At 64.8% G+C, this 17753-nt stretch carries 15 protein-coding genes; 6 read left to right on the top strand and 9 right to left on the bottom strand.

From position 1 onward, the window contains the following. Nucleotides 1–123 precede the first annotated feature (123 nt). Nucleotides 124–609, bottom strand: coding sequence for a (2Fe-2S)-binding protein (locus AYJ57_RS00755; protein WP_066099813.1), 486 nt, complete (start codon nt 607–609; stop codon nt 124–126). Nucleotides 610–667: 58 nt separating this feature from the next. Next, nucleotides 668–1198 carry a CoxG family protein gene (locus tag AYJ57_RS00750; protein ID WP_066099810.1) on the bottom strand — a complete coding sequence of 177 codons (531 nt, stop codon included), beginning with the start codon at nt 1196–1198 and terminating at the stop codon, nt 668–670. Nucleotides 1199–1467: 269 nt separating this feature from the next. On the opposite strand from AYJ57_RS00750, the gene AYJ57_RS00745 reads away from it, so the two are divergent. Next, entirely contained in the window at nt 1468–2520 is a 1053-nt protein-coding gene (locus AYJ57_RS00745; RefSeq protein ID WP_066099807.1) for an Ldh family oxidoreductase, read from the top strand. A 14-nt stretch (nt 2521–2534) separates the two neighbouring features. Here the strand turns inward: AYJ57_RS00745 and AYJ57_RS00740 are convergent, their stop codons facing one another. Then, nucleotides 2535–2957, bottom strand: coding sequence for a PaaI family thioesterase (locus tag AYJ57_RS00740; protein ID WP_066099805.1), 423 nt, complete (start codon nt 2955–2957; stop codon nt 2535–2537). A gap of 69 nt (nt 2958–3026) precedes the next feature. Between AYJ57_RS00740 and AYJ57_RS00735 the strand changes: the two genes are divergently transcribed. Both AYJ57_RS00735 and AYJ57_RS00730 read left to right on the top strand, forming a co-directional pair. After that, complete coding sequence (locus AYJ57_RS00735) at nt 3027–3812, top strand: enoyl-CoA hydratase (protein ID WP_066099803.1); 786 nt, start codon at nt 3027–3029, stop codon at nt 3810–3812. 100 nt (nt 3813–3912) lie between these two features. Then, the gene (locus tag AYJ57_RS00730; RefSeq protein ID WP_237220174.1) at nt 3913–4320 is read left to right on the top strand and encodes an excinuclease ABC subunit A; all 408 of its coding nucleotides are present in this window, start codon (nt 3913–3915) and stop codon (nt 4318–4320) included. Between the two features lie 136 nt (nt 4321–4456). Here AYJ57_RS00730 and uvrA read toward each other — a convergent pair whose 3' ends face one another. The 6 genes from uvrA to AYJ57_RS00700 all read right to left on the bottom strand — a co-directional run bounded on the left by uvrA (nt 4457) and on the right by AYJ57_RS00700 (nt 13984). Then, nucleotides 4457–7345: an excinuclease ABC subunit UvrA gene (gene uvrA / locus AYJ57_RS00725; RefSeq protein ID WP_066099797.1), complete on the bottom strand. Its 2889-nt coding sequence runs from the start codon at nt 7343–7345 to the stop codon at nt 4457–4459. Nucleotides 7346–7531: 186 nt separating this feature from the next. Next, nucleotides 7532–8623, bottom strand: coding sequence for an ABC transporter ATP-binding protein (locus AYJ57_RS00720; RefSeq protein ID WP_066099794.1), 1092 nt, complete (start codon nt 8621–8623; stop codon nt 7532–7534). 42 nt (nt 8624–8665) lie between these two features. Beyond that, a complete protein-coding gene (locus AYJ57_RS00715) occupies nt 8666–10312 on the bottom strand; it encodes an alpha-glucosidase (RefSeq protein WP_066099791.1) in 1647 nt (548 codons plus the stop codon). A 17-nt stretch (nt 10313–10329) separates the two neighbouring features. Beyond that, nucleotides 10330–11469 carry a carbohydrate ABC transporter permease gene (locus tag AYJ57_RS00710; RefSeq protein WP_066099788.1) on the bottom strand — a complete coding sequence of 380 codons (1140 nt, stop codon included), beginning with the start codon at nt 11467–11469 and terminating at the stop codon, nt 10330–10332. A gap of 14 nt (nt 11470–11483) precedes the next feature. Beyond that, nucleotides 11484–12482, bottom strand: a complete 999-nt coding sequence (locus AYJ57_RS00705) for a carbohydrate ABC transporter permease (RefSeq protein WP_066099785.1) — start codon at nt 12480–12482, stop codon at nt 11484–11486. A gap of 125 nt (nt 12483–12607) precedes the next feature. Further along, entirely contained in the window at nt 12608–13984 is a 1377-nt protein-coding gene (locus tag AYJ57_RS00700; RefSeq protein WP_083191109.1) for an ABC transporter substrate-binding protein, read from the bottom strand. A 271-nt stretch (nt 13985–14255) separates the two neighbouring features. On the opposite strand from AYJ57_RS00700, the gene AYJ57_RS00695 reads away from it, so the two are divergent. Genes AYJ57_RS00695 through AYJ57_RS00685 form a run of 3 tightly spaced genes read left to right on the top strand, consistent with a single transcriptional unit; the run spans nt 14256 to nt 17680 of the window. Further along, nucleotides 14256–15302: a LacI family DNA-binding transcriptional regulator gene (locus AYJ57_RS00695; protein ID WP_066099782.1), complete on the top strand. Its 1047-nt coding sequence runs from the start codon at nt 14256–14258 to the stop codon at nt 15300–15302. 32 nt (nt 15303–15334) lie between these two features. Beyond that, nucleotides 15335–16660: a GH1 family beta-glucosidase gene (locus AYJ57_RS00690; RefSeq protein ID WP_066099781.1), complete on the top strand. Its 1326-nt coding sequence runs from the start codon at nt 15335–15337 to the stop codon at nt 16658–16660. 48 nt (nt 16661–16708) lie between these two features. Then, nucleotides 16709–17680 (top strand): glucokinase, encoded by a 972-nt coding sequence (locus AYJ57_RS00685; protein ID WP_066099778.1) that lies wholly within the window; start codon nt 16709–16711, stop codon nt 17678–17680. The last annotated feature ends 73 nt before the right edge of the window (nt 17681–17753 follow it).

Raw genomic sequence — 17753 nt, 5'->3', positions numbered from 1 at the left:
CACCGATGGCGGTCTCCCCTCCGCCTTCGGTCCGTCAAAAGCGCCGCTCAGCGCCTTTCATCTTTCCCAAAATACTCGCAGCCAGACGCCTCCACACGCCCCGCCGCTCTCACTTGGCCCGCATCACTCCGCCGCGATGCTGCTCACGTCCTGACCGCTGGCGGCCATGATCGCCTTGACGATGTTATGATAGCCGGTGCAGCGGCAGATATTGCCCTCTAGGTAATGCCGGATCTCGGCCTCGGAGGGTTTGGGATTCTCCTGCAGCAGCGAGGCGGCGGCCATCACCATGCCCGGCGTGCAGAAACCGCACTGCAGGCCGTGGTGGTCCTGAAACGCCTGCTGGATCACGTTGAGCGAGCCGTCGGCATTGGCTTGCCCTTCGATCGTGCCGACCTCGGCGCCGTCGCATTCGGCGGCAAAGATGGTGCAGCCCTTCACGTTCTCGCCGTTGACGTGGATCGTGCAGGCGCCGCATTGCGAGGTGTCGCAGCCCACATGGGTGCCCGTCAGATGCAGCTCGTCGCGCAGAAACTCGGTCATGAGCATATTGCCCCGGACCTCCTTGCTGACCGATTTGCCGTTCACCGTCATCGTTACCTTGGTCATACGTTCCCTCCCTGGGATGACTGTTCGGTTTTGGCTTGGTGTTACTCTGGCACGGGGATCAGCCCGAGACCATCCGCTTGAACCAGCCTTTTTTCTTACCCTCTTCGGCGGCTTCGCCTTCGGCCTCGGGCGCCGCATCGGCGTCTGCCGGGCCTTCGACCGCATCCTGCAGATTGGTGAAGAACTGGTCGGCCATCTTCTTGGCGAAACCGTCGATGATCCGGCTGCCGAGCTGCGCCAGCTTGCCGCCGACCTTGGCGTCCACCGCATAGGTCAGCTCGGTGCCCTCTTCGACCTCTTTGAAGCTGACATCGGCGCCGCCTTTGGCAAAGCCCGCCGCGCCGCCCTTGCCCTCGCCCGAGAGCGTCAGGCTTTCGGGCTCATTCATGTTCGACAGGGTCACCGTGCCCTTGAAGGTCGCCTTCACCGGGCCGACCTTTTGCACCACCGTGGCCTGATAGCCCTCTTCGGGCGTGCCGGTCAGTTCGGTGCAGCCCGGCACGCAGGCCTTCAGCACCTCGGGGCTCAGGATCGCCGCCCAGACCACCTCTCGCGGGGCCTTGATCACGCGGGAATCGCTCATCTCCATGGCTCAAATCCTTCTTCGAGTGCGCCCAGCCTATCAGGCCATGATCGGGCGCATATTAGACCAATGGCTTATGCGCCGCACCGCGCGCGGTCAGCAGAGCCTTCAGGGGCAGAGGATTGCGCCGATGGCGGCGCTTCGCAACCCCTCCTGCGCGCGGGGCCTTGGCGTAACCCATGCGGCAGCGCAGAAAATCCGCGCCGCGGGCCCCCGCAGGGCGGTTGCGGGAAACCGCCGTTGACCAAAGGGCAAAGGCACCCGACAACAGAGCCATGAGCCAGACATTTGACCGCACCGCCCTTTACACCCTCGCCCGCAGCCTGCTGGAACAGGGCGGCCTGCCCGCCGACAAGGCCGCCACCGTGGCCGAGCTCTTGATCCAGACCGATGAGATCGGGGTCACCACCCATGGCATTTCGATGGTGTCCTACTACCTGCCCGAGCTTGCCAAGGATCTGATGACCAAGGAAGGCAGCCATGCGGTGCTGGCCGACAATAAGGTCACGCTGCTTTGGGATGGCAATTACCTGCCGGGCCACTGGGTGATGCGCCACGCGCTCGAGACCTGCATGACGCGCGCCGCCGAGTATGGCATGGCCGCCATGGCGATCCGCCGCAGCCATCACATCGGCTGTCTGTCGGCCCTGACCCGGATCGCCGCCGAGCAGGGCTATGTGTGCTACATTGCCACCTCCGATCCCTCGGGCGAATGGGTGGCGCCCTACGGCGGTTGCGAGCCGCTGCTCACCCCGAATCCATGGGCAGTGGGCTATCCCGGCCGCGATCATCCGGTGCTGATCGACACCTGCGCCTCGATCACCACGCTGTCGAAGGTGCGCGAGCACATCAACTCTGGCACCGAGTTTGCGCATCCGTGGATGCTGGACGGCGCCGGCCATGCCACCACCGATCCCACGGTGATCAACCAGAGCCCCAAGGGCTCGATCCTGCCGGTGGGCGGGGCGGATCATGGCCACAAGGGGTTTGCCATGGGGCTGATGGTCGAGATGCTGACGCAGGCGCTCGCTGGCCATGGCCGGGTCGAGGCGCCGACGCGCTGGGGCGCGAATGTCTTTTTGCAGGTGATCGACCCCGAGGCCTTCGGCGGGCGCGAGGCTTTCGTGTCGCAGGTCGAGCACCTCAATGAGGCCTGCCGCAACAGCCGCCCGATCGACCCCGCGCGCCCGGTGCGCATCCCCGGCGACCGCGCTGCCAGCGCCGCCGCACGCGCCCGCACAGAGGGCGTCACCCTGCCTGGCGAAGTGCTCACGCGGATCCGCGCCTGCGCCACCGAGGCCGGGCTCGCCTTTCCCGAAGCGCTCTGAGGCCGCGCGGAGGCCTAGCGGCGCGGCGGAATGGCATAGGTCAGCGAGGCATGGGCGACCGCCTCGCGTGAGCCTTCGCTGTAGAGCAGCACATCGGTCACGCTCAGGCTGCGCCCGAGCTTCAGCAGCCGCGCCTCGGCCAGCAGATCGCAGCCGGAGGCAGGCTTGCGCATGAAGTCGATCGAGCAATGGGTGGTGACGGTCAGCGCCTGCCGCCCAATGCGTGCCAGCGTTGCCACATAGGCCGCCACATCCGCCAGCGCGAACATCGACGGGCCAGAGACGGTGCCGCCCGGGCGCAGATGCTGATCACCGGTGATCAGCCGCATCACCAGCAGGTCCTCATCCATCCGTTCGATGCCGAACATCCCCTCGACCTGCGGAAAAACCTCCGACAGATAGCCCTTCATCTCCGGTATGGTGAACTGCAGCGTCATGCGACCTCCCGCCTCTTTCGCCCCTCATCTCCGCTGGCTAGGCTGCCCGCGAGGATGGAGGAGGACAAGATGGCAATTCTCGAACGTCACGACACCGGGCCGGTGGCGCATCTGCGGCTGAACGCGCCCGAGCGGCTGAACCCGCTGTCGGATGCCATGCTGGCCGCGCTGCAGGACCAGATCGATGCGCTGGCGCACGACAGAGCGATCCGCGCCGTGGTGATCTCGGGCGCGGGCAAGGTGTTCTGCGCCGGGCATGACTTGCGCGAGATGCAGGCCGGGCGGCAGGCCGAGGACAAGGGCGCGGGCTATTTCGCCGATCTCTTCGCCCGCTGCGCCAAGGTGATGACGGGCCTCACCCGCCTGCCCCAGCCGGTGATTGCGCAGGTCCATGGCATCGCCGCCGCCGCCGGTTGCCAGCTGGTGGCGAGTTGCGACATGGCGGTGGCGGCAGAGGACGCGCGCTTTGCGGTCAATGGCGTCAATATCGGTCTTTTCTGCTCGACGCCAATGGTGGCGCTGACCCGCAACCTGCCGCGCAAACAGGCCTTCGAGATGCTGACCACGGGCCGCTTCATCCATGCCGAAGAGGCGCAGGCCATGGGGCTGATCAACTGCGTGGTTCCCGCCGAGGACCTCGCTGGCGCGGCCCTAGACCTGGCTGAAACCGTGGCGTCGAAACTGCCCAGGGCGGTGAAGATCGGCAAACAGGCGTTCTACGCGCAGGCCGAGCTGCCGCTCGACGAGGCCTATGCGCTCGCCGGGCACGTGATGGTGGAAAACATGCTCGAGCGCGACACCAGCGAAGGCATGTCGGCCTTTCTGGACAAGCGAAAGCCCGACTGGAGCGCCTGAGCCGCTGGCGGAAACCCGCTGATATTTGCATATGTTACGGAACCGCTGCGGCGGGGGACTGCGTTCTCTGCGTATAACTCCGCACCACGTACAGGAGAGCATGATGTTGCGTACCCTCACTTTCGCGGCCCTGTCGGCCGCCGCTCTGGCCACCCCGATGGCCGCCACCGCCGCGCCCAAGGGCTGCCCGCCGGGCCTTGCCAAGAAGAACGCGGCCTGCATGCCGCCGGGCCAGTACAAAAAGCAGGCGCCGGTGCGTCACGAGCGCGACCGCGATCACTACGGCCACGACCGCTATGACGATCGCGACCACGACCGGGTGCGCGACCGCCGCTTCGACCGGGGTGACCGTATCGACCGCGATTACGTGGTGATCCGCGACCCGCGCCGCTACGATCTTGACCCGCGCCGCACCTATTACAACGTCGATGACTACATCTACCGCGTCGATCCCGACACCGGCGCCGTGCTCGACATCATCGGCGGTCTCGCGCAGCTGGCGCGCTAAAAAGCGTCGGGGGCGCTGCCCCCGGACCCCCGGGATATTTTGATCTAGACGAAAGAAGGACCAGCGCTGCCACAAGCGCCGGTCCTTCTTCTCTTGTCAAATACGCATGGCGCAACCTCGCGGCCGCGCTGCGCTGCTATTCCGCGGCGACCTTGCCGGTCCGCAGCATCGGCTTGAGGTACTGGCCGGTGTGCGAACGCCCGACCTCGGCCACATCCTCGGGGGTGCCGGTTGCGACGATCTCGCCACCCCCGTCGCCGCCCTCGGGGCCGATGTCGATGATGTGGTCGGCGGTCTTGATGACGTCGAGATTGTGCTCGATCACCACCACAGTATTGCCCTGCTCCACCAGCTCATGCAGCACTTCCAAAAGCTTGCGCACATCCTCAAAATGCAGGCCCGTGGTCGGCTCGTCGAGGATATAGAGCGTGCGCCCGGTCGAGCGTTTCGCCAGTTCCTTCGAGAGTTTCACCCGCTGCGCCTCGCCGCCCGAGAGCGTCGTCGCCTGCTGGCCGACCTTCACATAGCTGAGCCCGACGCGCATCAGCGCGTCCATCTTCTCGCGGATCGAGGGCACCGACTGGAAGAACTCCTGCGCCTCTTCCACAGTCATATCAAGCACATCCGCGATGCTCTTTCCCTTGAACTTGATCTCCAGAGTCTCGCGGTTGTAGCGCTGTCCCTTGCAGGTCTCGCATTCGACGTAGACGTCGGGCAGGAAGTGCATCTCGATCTTGATAACGCCATCGCCCTGACAGGCCTCGCAGCGGCCGCCCTTGACGTTGAAGCTGAACCGCCCCGGCTTGTAGCCGCGCGCCTTGGCCTCGGGGAGCCCGGCGAACCAGTCGCGGATCGGGGTGAAGGCGCCGGTGTAGGTGGCCGGGTTCGAGCGCGGCGTGCGCCCGATCGGGCGCTGGTCGATGTCGATGACCTTGTCGAGATACTCAAACCCCTTGATCGTCTCGCAGGGCGACGGGGTTTCGCGCGCGCCGTTGAGCCGCATGGCGGCGTTCTTGTAGAGCGTCTCGATGGTCAGCGTGGATTTGCCGCCGCCCGAGACCCCGGTGACGCAGACGAACTTGCCCAGCGGAAATTCCGCGTCGATGCCCTTGAGGTTGTTGCCGGTGGCTTTCACCACTTTCAGCATCTTGCCGTTGCCCTTGCGCCGCTCACTCGGCACGGCGATCTCGCGCGTGCCGGCGAGATACTGGCCGGTGAGGCTGGCGGGATCGTCGGCGATCATCGGCGGCGTGCCGTGGCTGACCACATTGCCGCCGTGCACCCCGGCGCCGGGGCCGATGTCGAAGACATAGTCGGCCTGCCGGATCATATCCTCGTCATGCTCGACCACGATCACCGTATTGCCCTGATCGCGCAGCGATTTCAGCGTGCCGATGAGCCGGTCATTGTCGCGCTGGTGCAACCCGATCGAGGGCTCATCGAGCACGTAGAGCACGCCCGTCAGCCCCGAGCCAATTTGGCTCGCCAGTCGGATACGCTGGCTCTCGCCGCCCGACAGGGTGCCCGCGGCGCGGGACATGGTCAGATAGTCGAGGCCGACGTTGTTGAGAAAGCCAAGCCGCTCTCGGATCTCCTTGAGGATGGCGCGGGCGATCTCGTTCTTCTGTCCCGAGAGCGCGGCGGGCACGGTCTCGATCCACTCATGTGCCTCGCGGATCGACTTCTCGACCACATGGCCGATGTGCAGCAGGTTGTCCTGCCCGGCTTTGGCGTCGCCAATCTTCACCGCCAGCGCCTCGGGGCGCAGACGGTAGCCGCCGCAGCTGCCGCAGGGCCGGTTGTTCTGATAACGCTCGAACTCTTCGCGCACCCAGGCGCTGTCGGTCTCGCGGTAGCGGCGCTGCATATTGGGGATCACGCCCTCGAAGGCGCGGGTCACCTGATAGACGCGCCCGCCCTCGTCGTAGCGGAAGGGGATCTCTTCCTTGCCCGAGCCGCGCAGGAAGACCTCCTGCACCTTCTTGGGCAGATCCTTCCAGCGGGCGTTCTTGTCGAACCCATAGTGCTTGGCGATCGACTCGATGGTCTGCAGGAAATAGGGCGACTTGCCCTTGCGCCACGGTGCGATGGCCCCGTCGGCGACCTTCAGCGTGATATCGGGCACCACGAGGTTTTCGTCGAAGAACAGCTCCACCCCAAGCCCGTCGCAATCGGGACAGGCGCCCACGGGGGCGTTGAAGGAAAACAGCCGCGGCTCGATCTCGGAGATGGTGAAGCCGCTGACCGGGCAAGAGAAATTCTCGGAGAAGGTGATCCGCTCAGCCTCGCCCTCGCCGTCGCGCGGCGCGGTTTCGAGCACGGCGATGCCGGAGGCCAGATCGAGCGCGGTGCGGAAACTGTCGGCAAGCCGCGTCTCCAGCCCCTCGCGCACGACGATGCGGTCGACCACCACGTCGATGTCGTGGCGGAATTTCTTGTCGAGGGTCGGCGGTTCGTCAAGCTCGTAGAACGCGCCATCCACCTTGACCCGCTGGAAGCCCTGCTTGCGCAGCTCGAGGAATTCCTTGCGGTACTCGCCCTTGCGGTCGCGGATGATCGGCGCCAGCAGGTAGCCGCGGGTGCCCTCCTCGAGCGCCATGACGCGGTCGACCATGTCCTGCACCTGCTGCGCCTCGATAGGCAGGCCGGTGGCGGGGCTGTAGGGCGTGCCGACGCGGGCAAACAGCAGGCGCAGATAGTCATAGATCTCGGTGACCGTGCCGACCGTCGAGCGCGGGTTCTTCGAGGTGGTTTTCTGTTCGATGGAGATCGCCGGCGAGAGGCCCGCGATATGATCAACATCGGGCTTTTCCATCATGTCGAGGAACTGCCGCGCGTAGGCCGAGAGGCTCTCGACATAGCGCCTCTGACCCTCGGCATAGATGGTGTCGAAGGCCAGCGAGGACTTGCCCGAGCCCGACAGCCCGGTGATCACCACCAGCTCGTCGCGGGGGATGTCCACGTCGATGTTCTTGAGGTTGTGCTCGCGCGCGCCGCGAACTTCGATCTGCTTGAGCTCTGGCATGAAGACCCTCGGGAAAGGAACGCCTCTACACATAGGGGAAACCAGCCGGATCGCAATGCTCAAAAGAGAACTTTTGCGGAACACTAGGGGCGTTCCGGCGCCATTTCAGTGTAAATCAGCCTAGGCCCGTGCAAAACAACTCTCTTCGAAGAGATTTGCAAAAGTCTTGAGAGGCTTTTGCCCTGCTCAGCGATAGAGCAGCGAGACGCCATCCGAGAAAAGATGCACCTTCGCAGGTTCCGCCGTGAGCGCCACATCGCTGCCGCGCAGCCCCTTGTGGATGCCCGGCAGTTTGGCGATCACCGCTTCCTTGGCGCCTTCAGAGGGCTCGAAATGCAGCAGCGTCACCTCGCCGAGCGCCTCGGTCAGCGCCACCCTGCCCCGGAAGATCGCCGCGCCTTCGGCAATGGTGAAATCCTCGGGTCGGATGCCGACGTTGACCTTGAGGCCCATGTCGGCGTCGGTGGTGGGTACGTCCGACAGCGCGGTGCCACCCGCCTGCAGCGCCACGGTGGTCCGCGGGCCGGTGCCGGTGACCTCGCCCGCCAGCATGTTCATCGCCGGAGAGCCGATGAACTGCGCCACGAACTCGCTGTTCGGCGTCTCGTACAGCTCCAGCGGCGAGCCGACCTGCGCCACGCCCTTATTGGCCAGCACCACGATGCGGTCGGCCAGCGTCATCGCCTCGACCTGATCGTGGGTGACATAGATCATCGTGCGGTCCGGCATCGCCTCTTTCAGCTGGGCGATCTCGATACGGGTGGCGACGCGCAGCGCCGCGTCGAGGTTCGACAGCGGCTCGTCGAAGAGATAGACCTTGGGGTCGCGCACGATGGCCCGGCCAATGGCGACACGCTGGCGCTGCCCGCCCGAGAGCGCCTTGGGCAGACGGTCGAGATAGGGCTCCAGCTGCAGCATCTTGGCGGCGCGCTCGACCGAGGCGGCGATCTCTTCCTTGCTCTTCTTGGCGATCTGCAGTGCGAAGGACATGTTGTCGCGCACGGTCATATGGGGATAGAGCGCGTAGCTCTGAAAGACCATGGCGATGCCGCGCTGTGCGGGCGGCACATCGTTGACCAACTGTCCGTCGATCTCCAGCGTGCCAGCGGTGATCCTTTCGAGCCCGGCGATCATCCGCAGCAGCGTGGACTTGCCGCAGCCCGACGGACCGACAAAGACGATCAACTCGCCCGCGGTGATGTCGAGATTGATGTCCTTCAGCACCTCGACGGTGCCGCCGTAGGTCTTGCCGACGCTGGCCAGTTTCAGATCCGCCATGGTCTCCCCCTTATCCTCGTTGCCTGCCCATCACCCTGCTGATCACATCCGCAGCGCCAGCGCGGGCTGCCACGGCCCGAGATGGAACTTGCCGTCGGGCGCCGTGCCGGTGGAGCCCAGTTCGACCCCCACCTGCTGCCACTTGCCCGCGGGCGCGTCGATCGCCGCCGGGTCACGGCCGATGTTGAAGGCGCAGAACAGCTCTTCTTCATCGTTGATGCGGTGGAAGCTGAGCACGCTGCCCTGCGCCTTAACATCGGTGATCTCGCCCTTGCGCAGCGCCGAATGGGCGTGGCGGAAGGCGATGGCGCGGCGGTAGTGATGCAGGATCGCCGCCGGGTCCTTCTCCTGATCCTCGACGGTCATGCGCAGATGCTCGTGGCTCACCGGCAGCCACGGCTGGCCCTCGGTGAAGCCGCCGTGATGAGCGTGCGGCTCCCAGACCATCGGCGTGCGGCAACCATCGCGGCCCTTGAAGGCGGGCCAGAAGCGGATGCCATAGGGATCCTGCAAATCCTCAAAGGCCAGCACCGCCTCGGGCAGCGCCAGTTCCTCGCCCTGATAGATGCAGGCCGACCCGCGCAGGCACATCATCAGCGTGGTGTAGGCCCGCGCGCCACCGTCGCCGATGCCCCAGCGCGTCACATGGCGCACGACGTCATGGTTCGAGAAGGCCCAGCAGGCCCAGCCGTCGCTGGCGACCTCATGCACCTTGTCCATCACGTCCTTGACGTAGGCGGCCGAGGGCGGCTTGTCGGAAAGCAACTCGAAGGCATAGGACATCTGCAGATGCTCATTGCCCGAGGTGTATTCGCCCAGCACTTCCAGACCGCGCAGATCCTCGCCGATCTCGCCCACGGCGGCGGCGTTGTAGCGGTCCATCAGCTTGCGCAGCTTGGCGAGAAACTCGAGGTTCTCGGGCTGGGTCTTGTCGTAAAGATGTTCCTGCCATGTGTAGGGGTTCACCGCCGGCGCGGTGATCGGGTTGCGCCGCTCGGGGGCCAGCGCGGGGTTGTCGCGCAGCTCCTTGTCGTGGGTGTAGAAATTCACCGTATCGAGGCGGAAGCCGTTGACCCCCCGGTCGAGCCAGAACTGCGCGGTTTCAAGCAGCGTCTGCTGCACCTCGGGCTCGTGGAAGTTGAGATCGGGCTGCGAGGTCAGGAAGTTGTGCAGGTAATACTGGCAGCGCACCGTGTCCCATTGCCATGCCGAGCCGCCGAAGATCGACAGCCAGTTGTTGGGCGGCGTGCCATCGGGCTTTGCATCCGCCCAGACGTACCAATTGGCGCGCGGATTGTCGCGCGAACTGCGGCTTTCCTCGAACCACGGGTGCTGGTCCGAGCTGTGCGACATGACGAGGTCGATCAGCACTTTCAGGCCAAGCTGATGCGCCGTCTCGATCAGCGTATCGAAATCCGCAAGGCTGCCGAACATCGGGTCGACGTCGCAGTAATCGCTGACGTCATAGCCGAAGTCCTTCATCGGCGAGCGGAAGAACGGCGAGATCCACACTGCGTCCACCCCCATCGAGGCGATATGCGGCAGGCGGCGCGAGATCCCCAGCAGATCGCCAACACCGTCGCCGTTGCTGTCCTGAAAGCTGCGCGGATAGACCTGATAGATCACCGCGCCGCGCCACCAGTCGCGGTCTTCGGTCGAGGGCACAGGGAGGGTTGTCTTATTGCTCATGGCTCAGGCACTTTCGATCACTTTACGGAACCGGCCAGCAGGCCGCGCACCAGATATTTCTGCATCGCGAAGAACACGAGCAAGGGCACCACGATCGACACGAAGGCCGAGGTGGCGAGGATTTCCCACTGCCCGCCGCGCGAGCCCATGAGGTTGACCAGCCGCGCGGTCAACACCAGCCGGTCGTCATCGGTGCCGAGGAAAACCAGCGCCACCAGCAGATCGTTCCACGTCCAGAGGAACTGGAAGATGGCAAAGCTTGCCAGCGCCGGGAACGACAGCGGCAGCACGATCTTGGTGAAGATCTGGAAATCCGACGCACCATCGACGCGGGCGTTCTCGATGATGTCTTTCGGCAGGCCGACCATGTAGTTGCGCAGCAGGTAGATGGCGAGCGGCAGGCCAAAGCCGGTGTGCGCCAGCCAGACCCCGAGGTAGCCTTTGCCGATGCCGATACTGTTGTGCAGTTGCAAAAGCGGGATCAGCGCCAGTTGCAGCGGCACCACCAAAAGCGCCACCACCGCCGCCACCAGCAGCGCACGGCCCGGAAACTCCATCCACGCCAGCGCGTAGGCGGCGAAGGCCGCGACCAGAATGGGGATCACCGTCGCCGGGATCGCCACCGTCAACGTATTGAGGAACGCCTGCCCGACGCCCGCGCCGGCGGTGGTGCCAAAGAGCACGTTTTCGTAGTTCTCCAGCGTGAACTCCGGCGGTGCGGTGGCGGTGCTGAAGACCCGCGGCAGCCGCTTGCCTTCAAAGCTCTGCGGGCTGCTGAGGCGGAAGTCGCCCGAGCTTTCCACCGTCAGTTGCCAGCCATCCTTCAGATCGACCGTCGTGTCGGGCTCATAGGCCTCGGGCTCACGCGAGGAGGTGCCCCATGCCGACAGCGTGGTTTCCGCCGTGCCGAAGAGATTGCCGTCGATGATGTAGAGATCGCCCTCCTGCGCCTCGTCGCCCTCGATCCGGATCGCCGGAAGCTGGCCCTTCTGCGCCGAAAAGGCCGACCACCAGCCCGAATTGCTGATCTGCTCGGCGGTGCGGAAGGACGACACCAACAGCCCCACGGTGGGGAAAAGCCACAGGGCCACCAGCAGCGCCACCGAGATATGCACCGCCCATGTGAGGTGGGATTTCTGGCCCGCGATATTCTCCATCTCTTCGCCCTCCCTCAGCGCATCTCGCGGCGCGCGTTGATCACGTTCCAGACGAGGATCGGCGAGACCAGCAGTATGATGACCATGGCCGAGGCCGAGCCGACACCCCAGTCGAAGGCGCGGAACAGCTTGTCGTACATGTAGTTGGCCAAAACCTGCGTCTGCCACTGGCCGTTGGTCATGGCGAGCACGATGTCGAAGATCTTCAGCACCACCAGCGTGATCGTCGTCCAGACCACCACGATGGTCGAGCGGATCTGCGGGACCTTGATCTTGAAGAAGATCTGGAACGGGTTCGCGCCGTCGACGATCGCCGCCTCAACCGTCTCTTCGGGAATGCCGCGCAGCGCCGCGCCGAGGATCACCATGGCAAAGCCGGTCTGGATCCAGATCAGCACCATCATCAGCAGGAAATTGTTCCACGGGGTGATGGTCAGCCATGTCTGCGGCGCGCCACCGAGCCAGACCCAGACGGCGTTGAGGATGCCGATCTGCTCCTGCCCGATGGGGCGGAAATCATAGACCAGTTTCCAGATCACCGAGGCGCCCACGAAAGAGATCGCCATCGGCATGAAGATCAGCGATTTGGCGATATTGCCCCAGCGGATGCGGTCGGTGAGCTGCGCTGCCAAGAGCCCGAAGGCGGTTGACGCGGCGGGCACCACCACCAGCCAGAGCATGTTGTTGCGGATCGCCTCCCAGAATTTCGGCTCGCGCATCATCTGCTCGTAATTGGCGAGGCCGACGAAAGCGCCGCCCTGATTGCGGTCGGTAAGCGACAGCCAGAAGGTCGCCACCACCGGATAGGCCAGATAGAGGCCAAGCGCGAAGAGCGCCGGGAAAAGGAAGAGCCACGGCCGGATCATCTCGGCGCGGCGGATGTTGCGCCCGATGTTGGGTCCGCGCGCCGGGAACAGCACCTTGTCGAGAAGCTGGTTGGACAGCCAGAAATAGGCGATGCAGCCGCCGAGCCCGATCACGATGGTCAGCACGGCCTGAAGTGCCGGATGCATGGTCTCTCCCCCCGTTCAGCCTTGGTCAGTCACTTGGGTTGCCTCCGGGACCCGCAAATCTCTTCGAAGAGATTTGCAACTTCCTTCGAAGGAAGTTGCGCGCGGGTCCCGGCGCGTCTTGGGACTTACTTCGCGGCGTCCCAGCTGTTCTGGATTGCCCCGGCCACGTCCTCGGCGGATTTGCCGCCCACGTAATCGACCATGCCGGTCCAGAAGCTGCCCGCGCCCACCGCGCCCGGCATCAGGTCGGACGCGTCAAAGCGGAAGGTGGTGGCATCAAGAAGGATCTCGCCCATCTTCTTCAGCGTCGGCGTGCCGTAGATCTCGGGATCGGTTTCCTTGTAGGGGGTCAGGAAGCCGGACTGCGCCATCCAGATCTCATGCGCGATCGGGGTTTGCAGGAACTCGATGAAGGCGCGCGAGGCGTCGCTGTCCTTGGTGATGAAAGCGAGCGTCCCGGCGCCCAGCACCGGCTGTCCAAGATCCTTGCCCTCATAGGCGGGCATGTAGAAGAAATCCGCATCTACCCCCATCTGCGTGCCTTCGGGGAAGAAGGTCGGGATGAAGCTGGCCTGATGGTGCAGGTAGCACTGCGGCGGCGAGGCGAAGAGGCCATTGGGGCTTTCGCGGAAATCGGTGGTGGCCACCGCGCCGGTGCCGCCCGCGACGAAATCATTGTTCTTGGCGAACCAGCCGAACTCTTCGATGGCCTCGATCACCTTGGGGTCGTCGAACGGAATCTCATTGCTGACCCATTGGTCGTAGACCTCGGGCGGCTGTACCCGCAGCATCATGTCCTCGACCCAGTCGGTTGCGGGCCAGCCGGTCGCCCCGCCGGATCCCAGCCCGATGCACCACGGCGTTTCGCCCTCTTCGGCGATCTGCTCGGTCAGCGCCTTCAGGTCTTCGAGCGTTTCCGGCACTTCATAGCCCGCGTCCTCGAAGTTCTCGGGCACGTAGAAGACCAGAGACTTCACGTCGATCTTATAGGGGAACGCATAGAGCGCCTCCTCGCCGTCCGGCCCTTCGTAGGATCCGAGGCTCACCCAGCTGTCACCAGCGGCGTAATTCTCGCGCAGCCATTCGGCGGTCTCGTCGCCAAGCGGCTCGACAAAGCCCTTCTTGACCAGATCGGCGATGAGCCCCGGCTGCGGCAGGATCGCGATATTGGGCGGGCTTCCCGCCTCGGTGTCGATGACGATCTGCTGCTCATAGGTCTCCGACGAGGCATAGCTGACCGTCGCGCCCGTGGCTTCCTCGAAATAGGCCAGCACGGTTTCGACCAGCGCCTGATCGTCGCCGCGCCACGGTCCGAAGATGCTGAGCGTCTGCCCCGAGAGATCATGCTCGGCGCCGAAACTGTCGAGGCTTTCCCAGTTGAAATCCCCCTCGCCCGGCGTGAACACCAGATCCGCCTGTGCCGCGCCAGCGCAGAGCGCCAGGGCCGCAACGGATCCAAGAATGGCGCGCGTGCGCGATTGCTTCGTCATGCCAATGGTCATGTCGTCAGAGTCCTCCCGTCATGTCGCGGCCTCCCGTGCCGCGTTAAATTCCCAGTGTCAGCGCAATTTGAGGGAAAAATCCCCCAAAGCGGTTTGAGATTGCCGAAGCGTCCCGCGTTTGCCCCCCGTTTGTCAATCACGCAATCCGCTGCGGTAGTGTTAATTTTATGCTGCACTGCAGCTAAAAAAGGCAGTTTTGAAAAGGTCTTTTCGTGACCCTGCTTTTGGCGATAATGTCGATGATTACCGAAGCGCTTTGGAAGACCTCGCGATGAATCTCAAGCAACTGGCCGCGCACCTCAATCTGTCGCAGACCACGGTGAGTCGCGCGCTCAACGGCTATCCCGAGGTCAGCGAGCAGACCCGCAAGCGCGTGGCGGAAGCGGCGCAGGCCCTGAACTATGCCCCAAACGCCAGAGCCAAAGGGCTGGCGACGGGACGGGCCATGGCCATCGGCCATGTGATCCCGATCTCGACGCAGCACCAGATGATGAACCCGGTGTTCGGTGACTTCATAGCTGGCGCATCCGAGGAATACGTCAAGGCCGGGTATGACATGACGCTCTCTGTCACCGGCGACCGCGACGAGGAAGAGAACTACCGGCGGCTCAAGGCCAAGGGCAATGTGGACGGCATCATCGTGCATGGTCCGTCGATGCACGACGGGCGCATCCCCTTTCTGCGCAAGCTCGGGTTGCCCTTCGTGGTGCATGGCCGCGCCTCAGAGCTCGAGACCGCCTACAGCTGGGTCGACATGAACAACACCCACGCTTTCCAGCGCGCGACGAATTTCCTGCTCGACCTCGGCCACCGCCGGATCGGGCTGATCAACGGGCTGGAGTTCATGGACTTCGCCTATCGCCGCAGGCTCGGCTTCGAACAGGCGCTGACGGCGCGCGGCGTCGCCCCCGATCCGGCACTTCTGGCGAGCGGCGAGATGACCGAAAGCTACGGTTTCGAGGCGGCGCAACGCCTGCTCGCCCTGCCCGAGCCGCCCACCGCGCTGCTCACCTCTTCGGTGATCGCCGCCATCGGCATCCGCCGGGCGATCCATGCCACCGGGCTGGAGATGGGGCGCGACGTTTCGGTGATCACCCATGACGACGATCTGAGCTTCCTGCGCAATGGGCCCGATCTGCCGATCTTCACCGCCACACGCTCGTCGGTCTATGAGGCCGGGCGCATCGCCGCCGCGATGCTGCTGGCGCATATCGAAGACCCCAGCCTTCCGGCGCAATCGCGCCTGCTCGAGGCGCAGCTGATCATCGGCGGGTCCACCGGCCCAGCTCCCTCATCGGCCCCCGCATCGGCCAACTGACCCCCAATCGCCCAACCCCACAAGGACAGGCCATGCAGTTTACCCGCAAGGATTTCCCCGAAGACTTCCTCTTCGGTGTCGCCACCTCGAGCTATCAGATCGAGGGCCATGCCTTCGGCGGTGCCGGGCGCACCCATTGGGATGACTACGCCGCGACCCCGGGCAATGTGGTCCGCGCCGAACATGGCGGGCGGGCCTGCGATCATTACCACCGCTATGAGCAGGACCTCGATCTGGTGCAGGCGGCGGGGCTGGATGCCTACCGCTTTTCCACCAGCTGGGCGCGGGTGCTCCCCGAGGGGCGCGGTACCCCCAATCCCGAGGGCCTCGATTTTTATGACCGGCTCACCGACGCCATGCTCGAGCGCGGCATCAAACCCTGTGCCACGCTCTATCATTGGGAGCTGCCCTCGCCGCTCGCCGACCTCGGCGGCTGGCGCAACCGCGACATCGCGGACTGGTTCGGCGATTTCACCGAAGTGCTGATGAAGCGCATCGGCGACCGGATGTATTCCGTCGCGCCGATCAACGAGCCGTGGTGCGTGGCGTGGCTGTCGCATTTCATGGGGCTGCAGGCACCGGGGCTGCGCGACATTCGCGCCACGGCCCGCGCCATGCACCACGTGCTGCTCGCCCATGGCCGCGCCATCGAGGTGATGCGGGGCCTCGGCATGAGCAACCTTGGCGGCGTCTTCAACATGGAATGGGCCACCGCCGCGGACGACACCGATGACGCCCGCCATGCGGCGGCGCTTTACGATGGCATCTACAACCGCTGGTTCGTCGGCGGGGTCTTCAAAGGGGCCTACCCCGAGATCGTGCTCGACGGGCTGGAGCCGCATCTGCCGCAGAACTGGCAGGACGATTTCCCGACCATCACCCAGCCGCTCGACTGGTGCGGGCTGAACTATTACACCCGCAAGGTGATTGCGCCCGACCCCGGCCCGTGGCCGTCGCTCACCGAGGTCGAGGGGCCGCTGCCCAAGACCTTCATGGACTGGGAGATTTACCCGCAGGGTCTGTCGCAGCACCTCATCCGTCTGGCGCAGGACTACACCGGCGATCTGCCGCTCTATGTCACCGAGAACGGCATGGCCGCGCCCGACCCTCTGGTGGATGGCGGCGTCGATGATCAGGATCGCATCGCCTATATCGACGATCATCTTGCCGAGGTCCGCCGCGCCATCGACGCGGGCGCGCCGGTGAAGGGGCATTTCGTCTGGTCCCTGCTCGACAATTACGAATGGAGCCTCGGCTACGAAAAACGCTTCGGGCTGGTGCATGTGGACTTCGAGACGCTTGAACGCACGCCCAAAGCCTCTTACCACGCGCTGGCGAGAGCGCTAACGACGGGATGAGCCGTAACGGCACGGACCAAAGGCGCGGCGAAACGGAGTGAGGGCATCATGAGCAGCAGCGGCACAGCAGTTCTGGCGGACATCGGCGGCACCAACACGCGCGTCGCGCTCAGCGAAGGTGGCAGGCTGATCGAAGGCTCGGTCAAACGCTACCGCAACGCCGAGAGCGACGGCATCGGCGCCGTGCTCAAGCATTACCTCGCAGAGATCGGCGCGCAGCCTCAGGCGGCCTGCGTTGCCGTGGCCGGTCCGGTTCGCGACGGGGCTGGGCGCCTGACCAACATCGATTGGGAGATCGACCGCCCCACGCTCGCCGAGGCCACCGGTGCCAGCGTGATCTCGGTGCTCAACGATCTGCAGGCGCAGGGCCATGCGCTGGGGCATATCGCCGAGGACTGCCTGACGCCGATCCTGCCCGGCCAGACCGCCAGCCCGCAGGCCGCGCGTCTGGTTGTCGGCATCGGCACCGGGATGAACGCCGCGCCCGTCTACCGGCTTGGCGACCGCACGCTGGTGCCGCCGTCCGAGGCCGGGCATACGGCGATCCCCGTGCAGACCGAGGCGGAGATGCGCCTGCTGCGCTTCATCGAGCGCAAGCATGAAGGCCCCGGCGTCGAGCACATTCTGTCGGGCCGCGGCTTCGAGCGCGTTTATGCGTGGCTCTGCGACGAGGATGGCGAGGGCGAGCCGCTGGAGGCGCAGCAGATCATGGAGGCCGTGCAGGCCGGAACCGACGCGCGCGCGCTGCGCGCCATCGACGCCTTTGTGGGCATGATGGGCCGGGTCTGCAGCAACCTTGCGCTCACCACCCTGCCCTTCGGCGGCATCTATCTGATCGGCGGCGTCGCGCGGCACTTCGGCCCCTATCTGACCACCGGCGCCTTCGAAGAGGCTTTTGTGGATCGCGGCCGCTTCAAGGAGTTCATGCATCAGTTTCCGGTCAGCCTTGTGACCGACGATTATGCGGCGCTCACGGGATGTGCCTGTCACTTAAGCGAATTGCCGGAATTCTCGGCGTGATGCGCAAGAAGGTCGCCTTTTCACAATAAAGTCTGTTCATCAATCGAGCGAACGCCCTAGGTCGACCGGCGCA

The sequence above is a fragment of the Salipiger sp. CCB-MM3 genome, assembly GCF_001687105.1.
Lineage (GTDB): Bacteria > Pseudomonadota > Alphaproteobacteria > Rhodobacterales > Rhodobacteraceae > Salipiger.
This window is presented reverse-complemented; position numbering and strand designations above follow the sequence as displayed.

Excerpts from the sequence above, each read along its gene's own strand:
- AYJ57_RS00740 (WP_066099805.1), bottom strand. The coding sequence starts at position 2,957 with ATGACGCTGCAGTTCACCATACCGGAGATGAAGGGCTATCTGTCGGAG.
- AYJ57_RS00715 (WP_066099791.1), bottom strand. The coding sequence starts at position 10,312 with ATGAGCAATAAGACAACCCTCCCTGTGCCCTCGACCGAAGACCGCGAC.
- AYJ57_RS00720 (WP_066099794.1), bottom strand. The coding sequence starts at position 8,623 with ATGGCGGATCTGAAACTGGCCAGCGTCGGCAAGACCTACGGCGGCACC.
- AYJ57_RS00705 (WP_066099785.1), bottom strand. The coding sequence starts at position 12,482 with ATGCATCCGGCACTTCAGGCCGTGCTGACCATCGTGATCGGGCTCGGC.
- AYJ57_RS00750 (WP_066099810.1), bottom strand. The coding sequence starts at position 1,198 with ATGGAGATGAGCGATTCCCGCGTGATCAAGGCCCCGCGAGAGGTGGTC.
- AYJ57_RS00735 (WP_066099803.1), top strand. The coding sequence starts at position 3,027 with ATGGCAATTCTCGAACGTCACGACACCGGGCCGGTGGCGCATCTGCGG.
- AYJ57_RS00690 (WP_066099781.1), top strand. The coding sequence starts at position 15,335 with ATGCAGTTTACCCGCAAGGATTTCCCCGAAGACTTCCTCTTCGGTGTC.
- AYJ57_RS00745 (WP_066099807.1), top strand. The coding sequence starts at position 1,468 with ATGAGCCAGACATTTGACCGCACCGCCCTTTACACCCTCGCCCGCAGC.
- AYJ57_RS00730 (WP_237220174.1), top strand. The coding sequence starts at position 3,913 with ATGATGTTGCGTACCCTCACTTTCGCGGCCCTGTCGGCCGCCGCTCTG.
- AYJ57_RS00685 (WP_066099778.1), top strand. The coding sequence starts at position 16,709 with ATGAGCAGCAGCGGCACAGCAGTTCTGGCGGACATCGGCGGCACCAAC.
- AYJ57_RS00700 (WP_083191109.1), bottom strand. The coding sequence starts at position 13,984 with ATGACCATTGGCATGACGAAGCAATCGCGCACGCGCGCCATTCTTGGA.
- AYJ57_RS00710 (WP_066099788.1), bottom strand. The coding sequence starts at position 11,469 with ATGGAGAATATCGCGGGCCAGAAATCCCACCTCACATGGGCGGTGCAT.
- uvrA (WP_066099797.1), bottom strand. The coding sequence starts at position 7,345 with ATGCCAGAGCTCAAGCAGATCGAAGTTCGCGGCGCGCGCGAGCACAAC.
- AYJ57_RS00755 (WP_066099813.1), bottom strand. The coding sequence starts at position 609 with ATGACCAAGGTAACGATGACGGTGAACGGCAAATCGGTCAGCAAGGAG.
- AYJ57_RS00695 (WP_066099782.1), top strand. The coding sequence starts at position 14,256 with ATGAATCTCAAGCAACTGGCCGCGCACCTCAATCTGTCGCAGACCACG.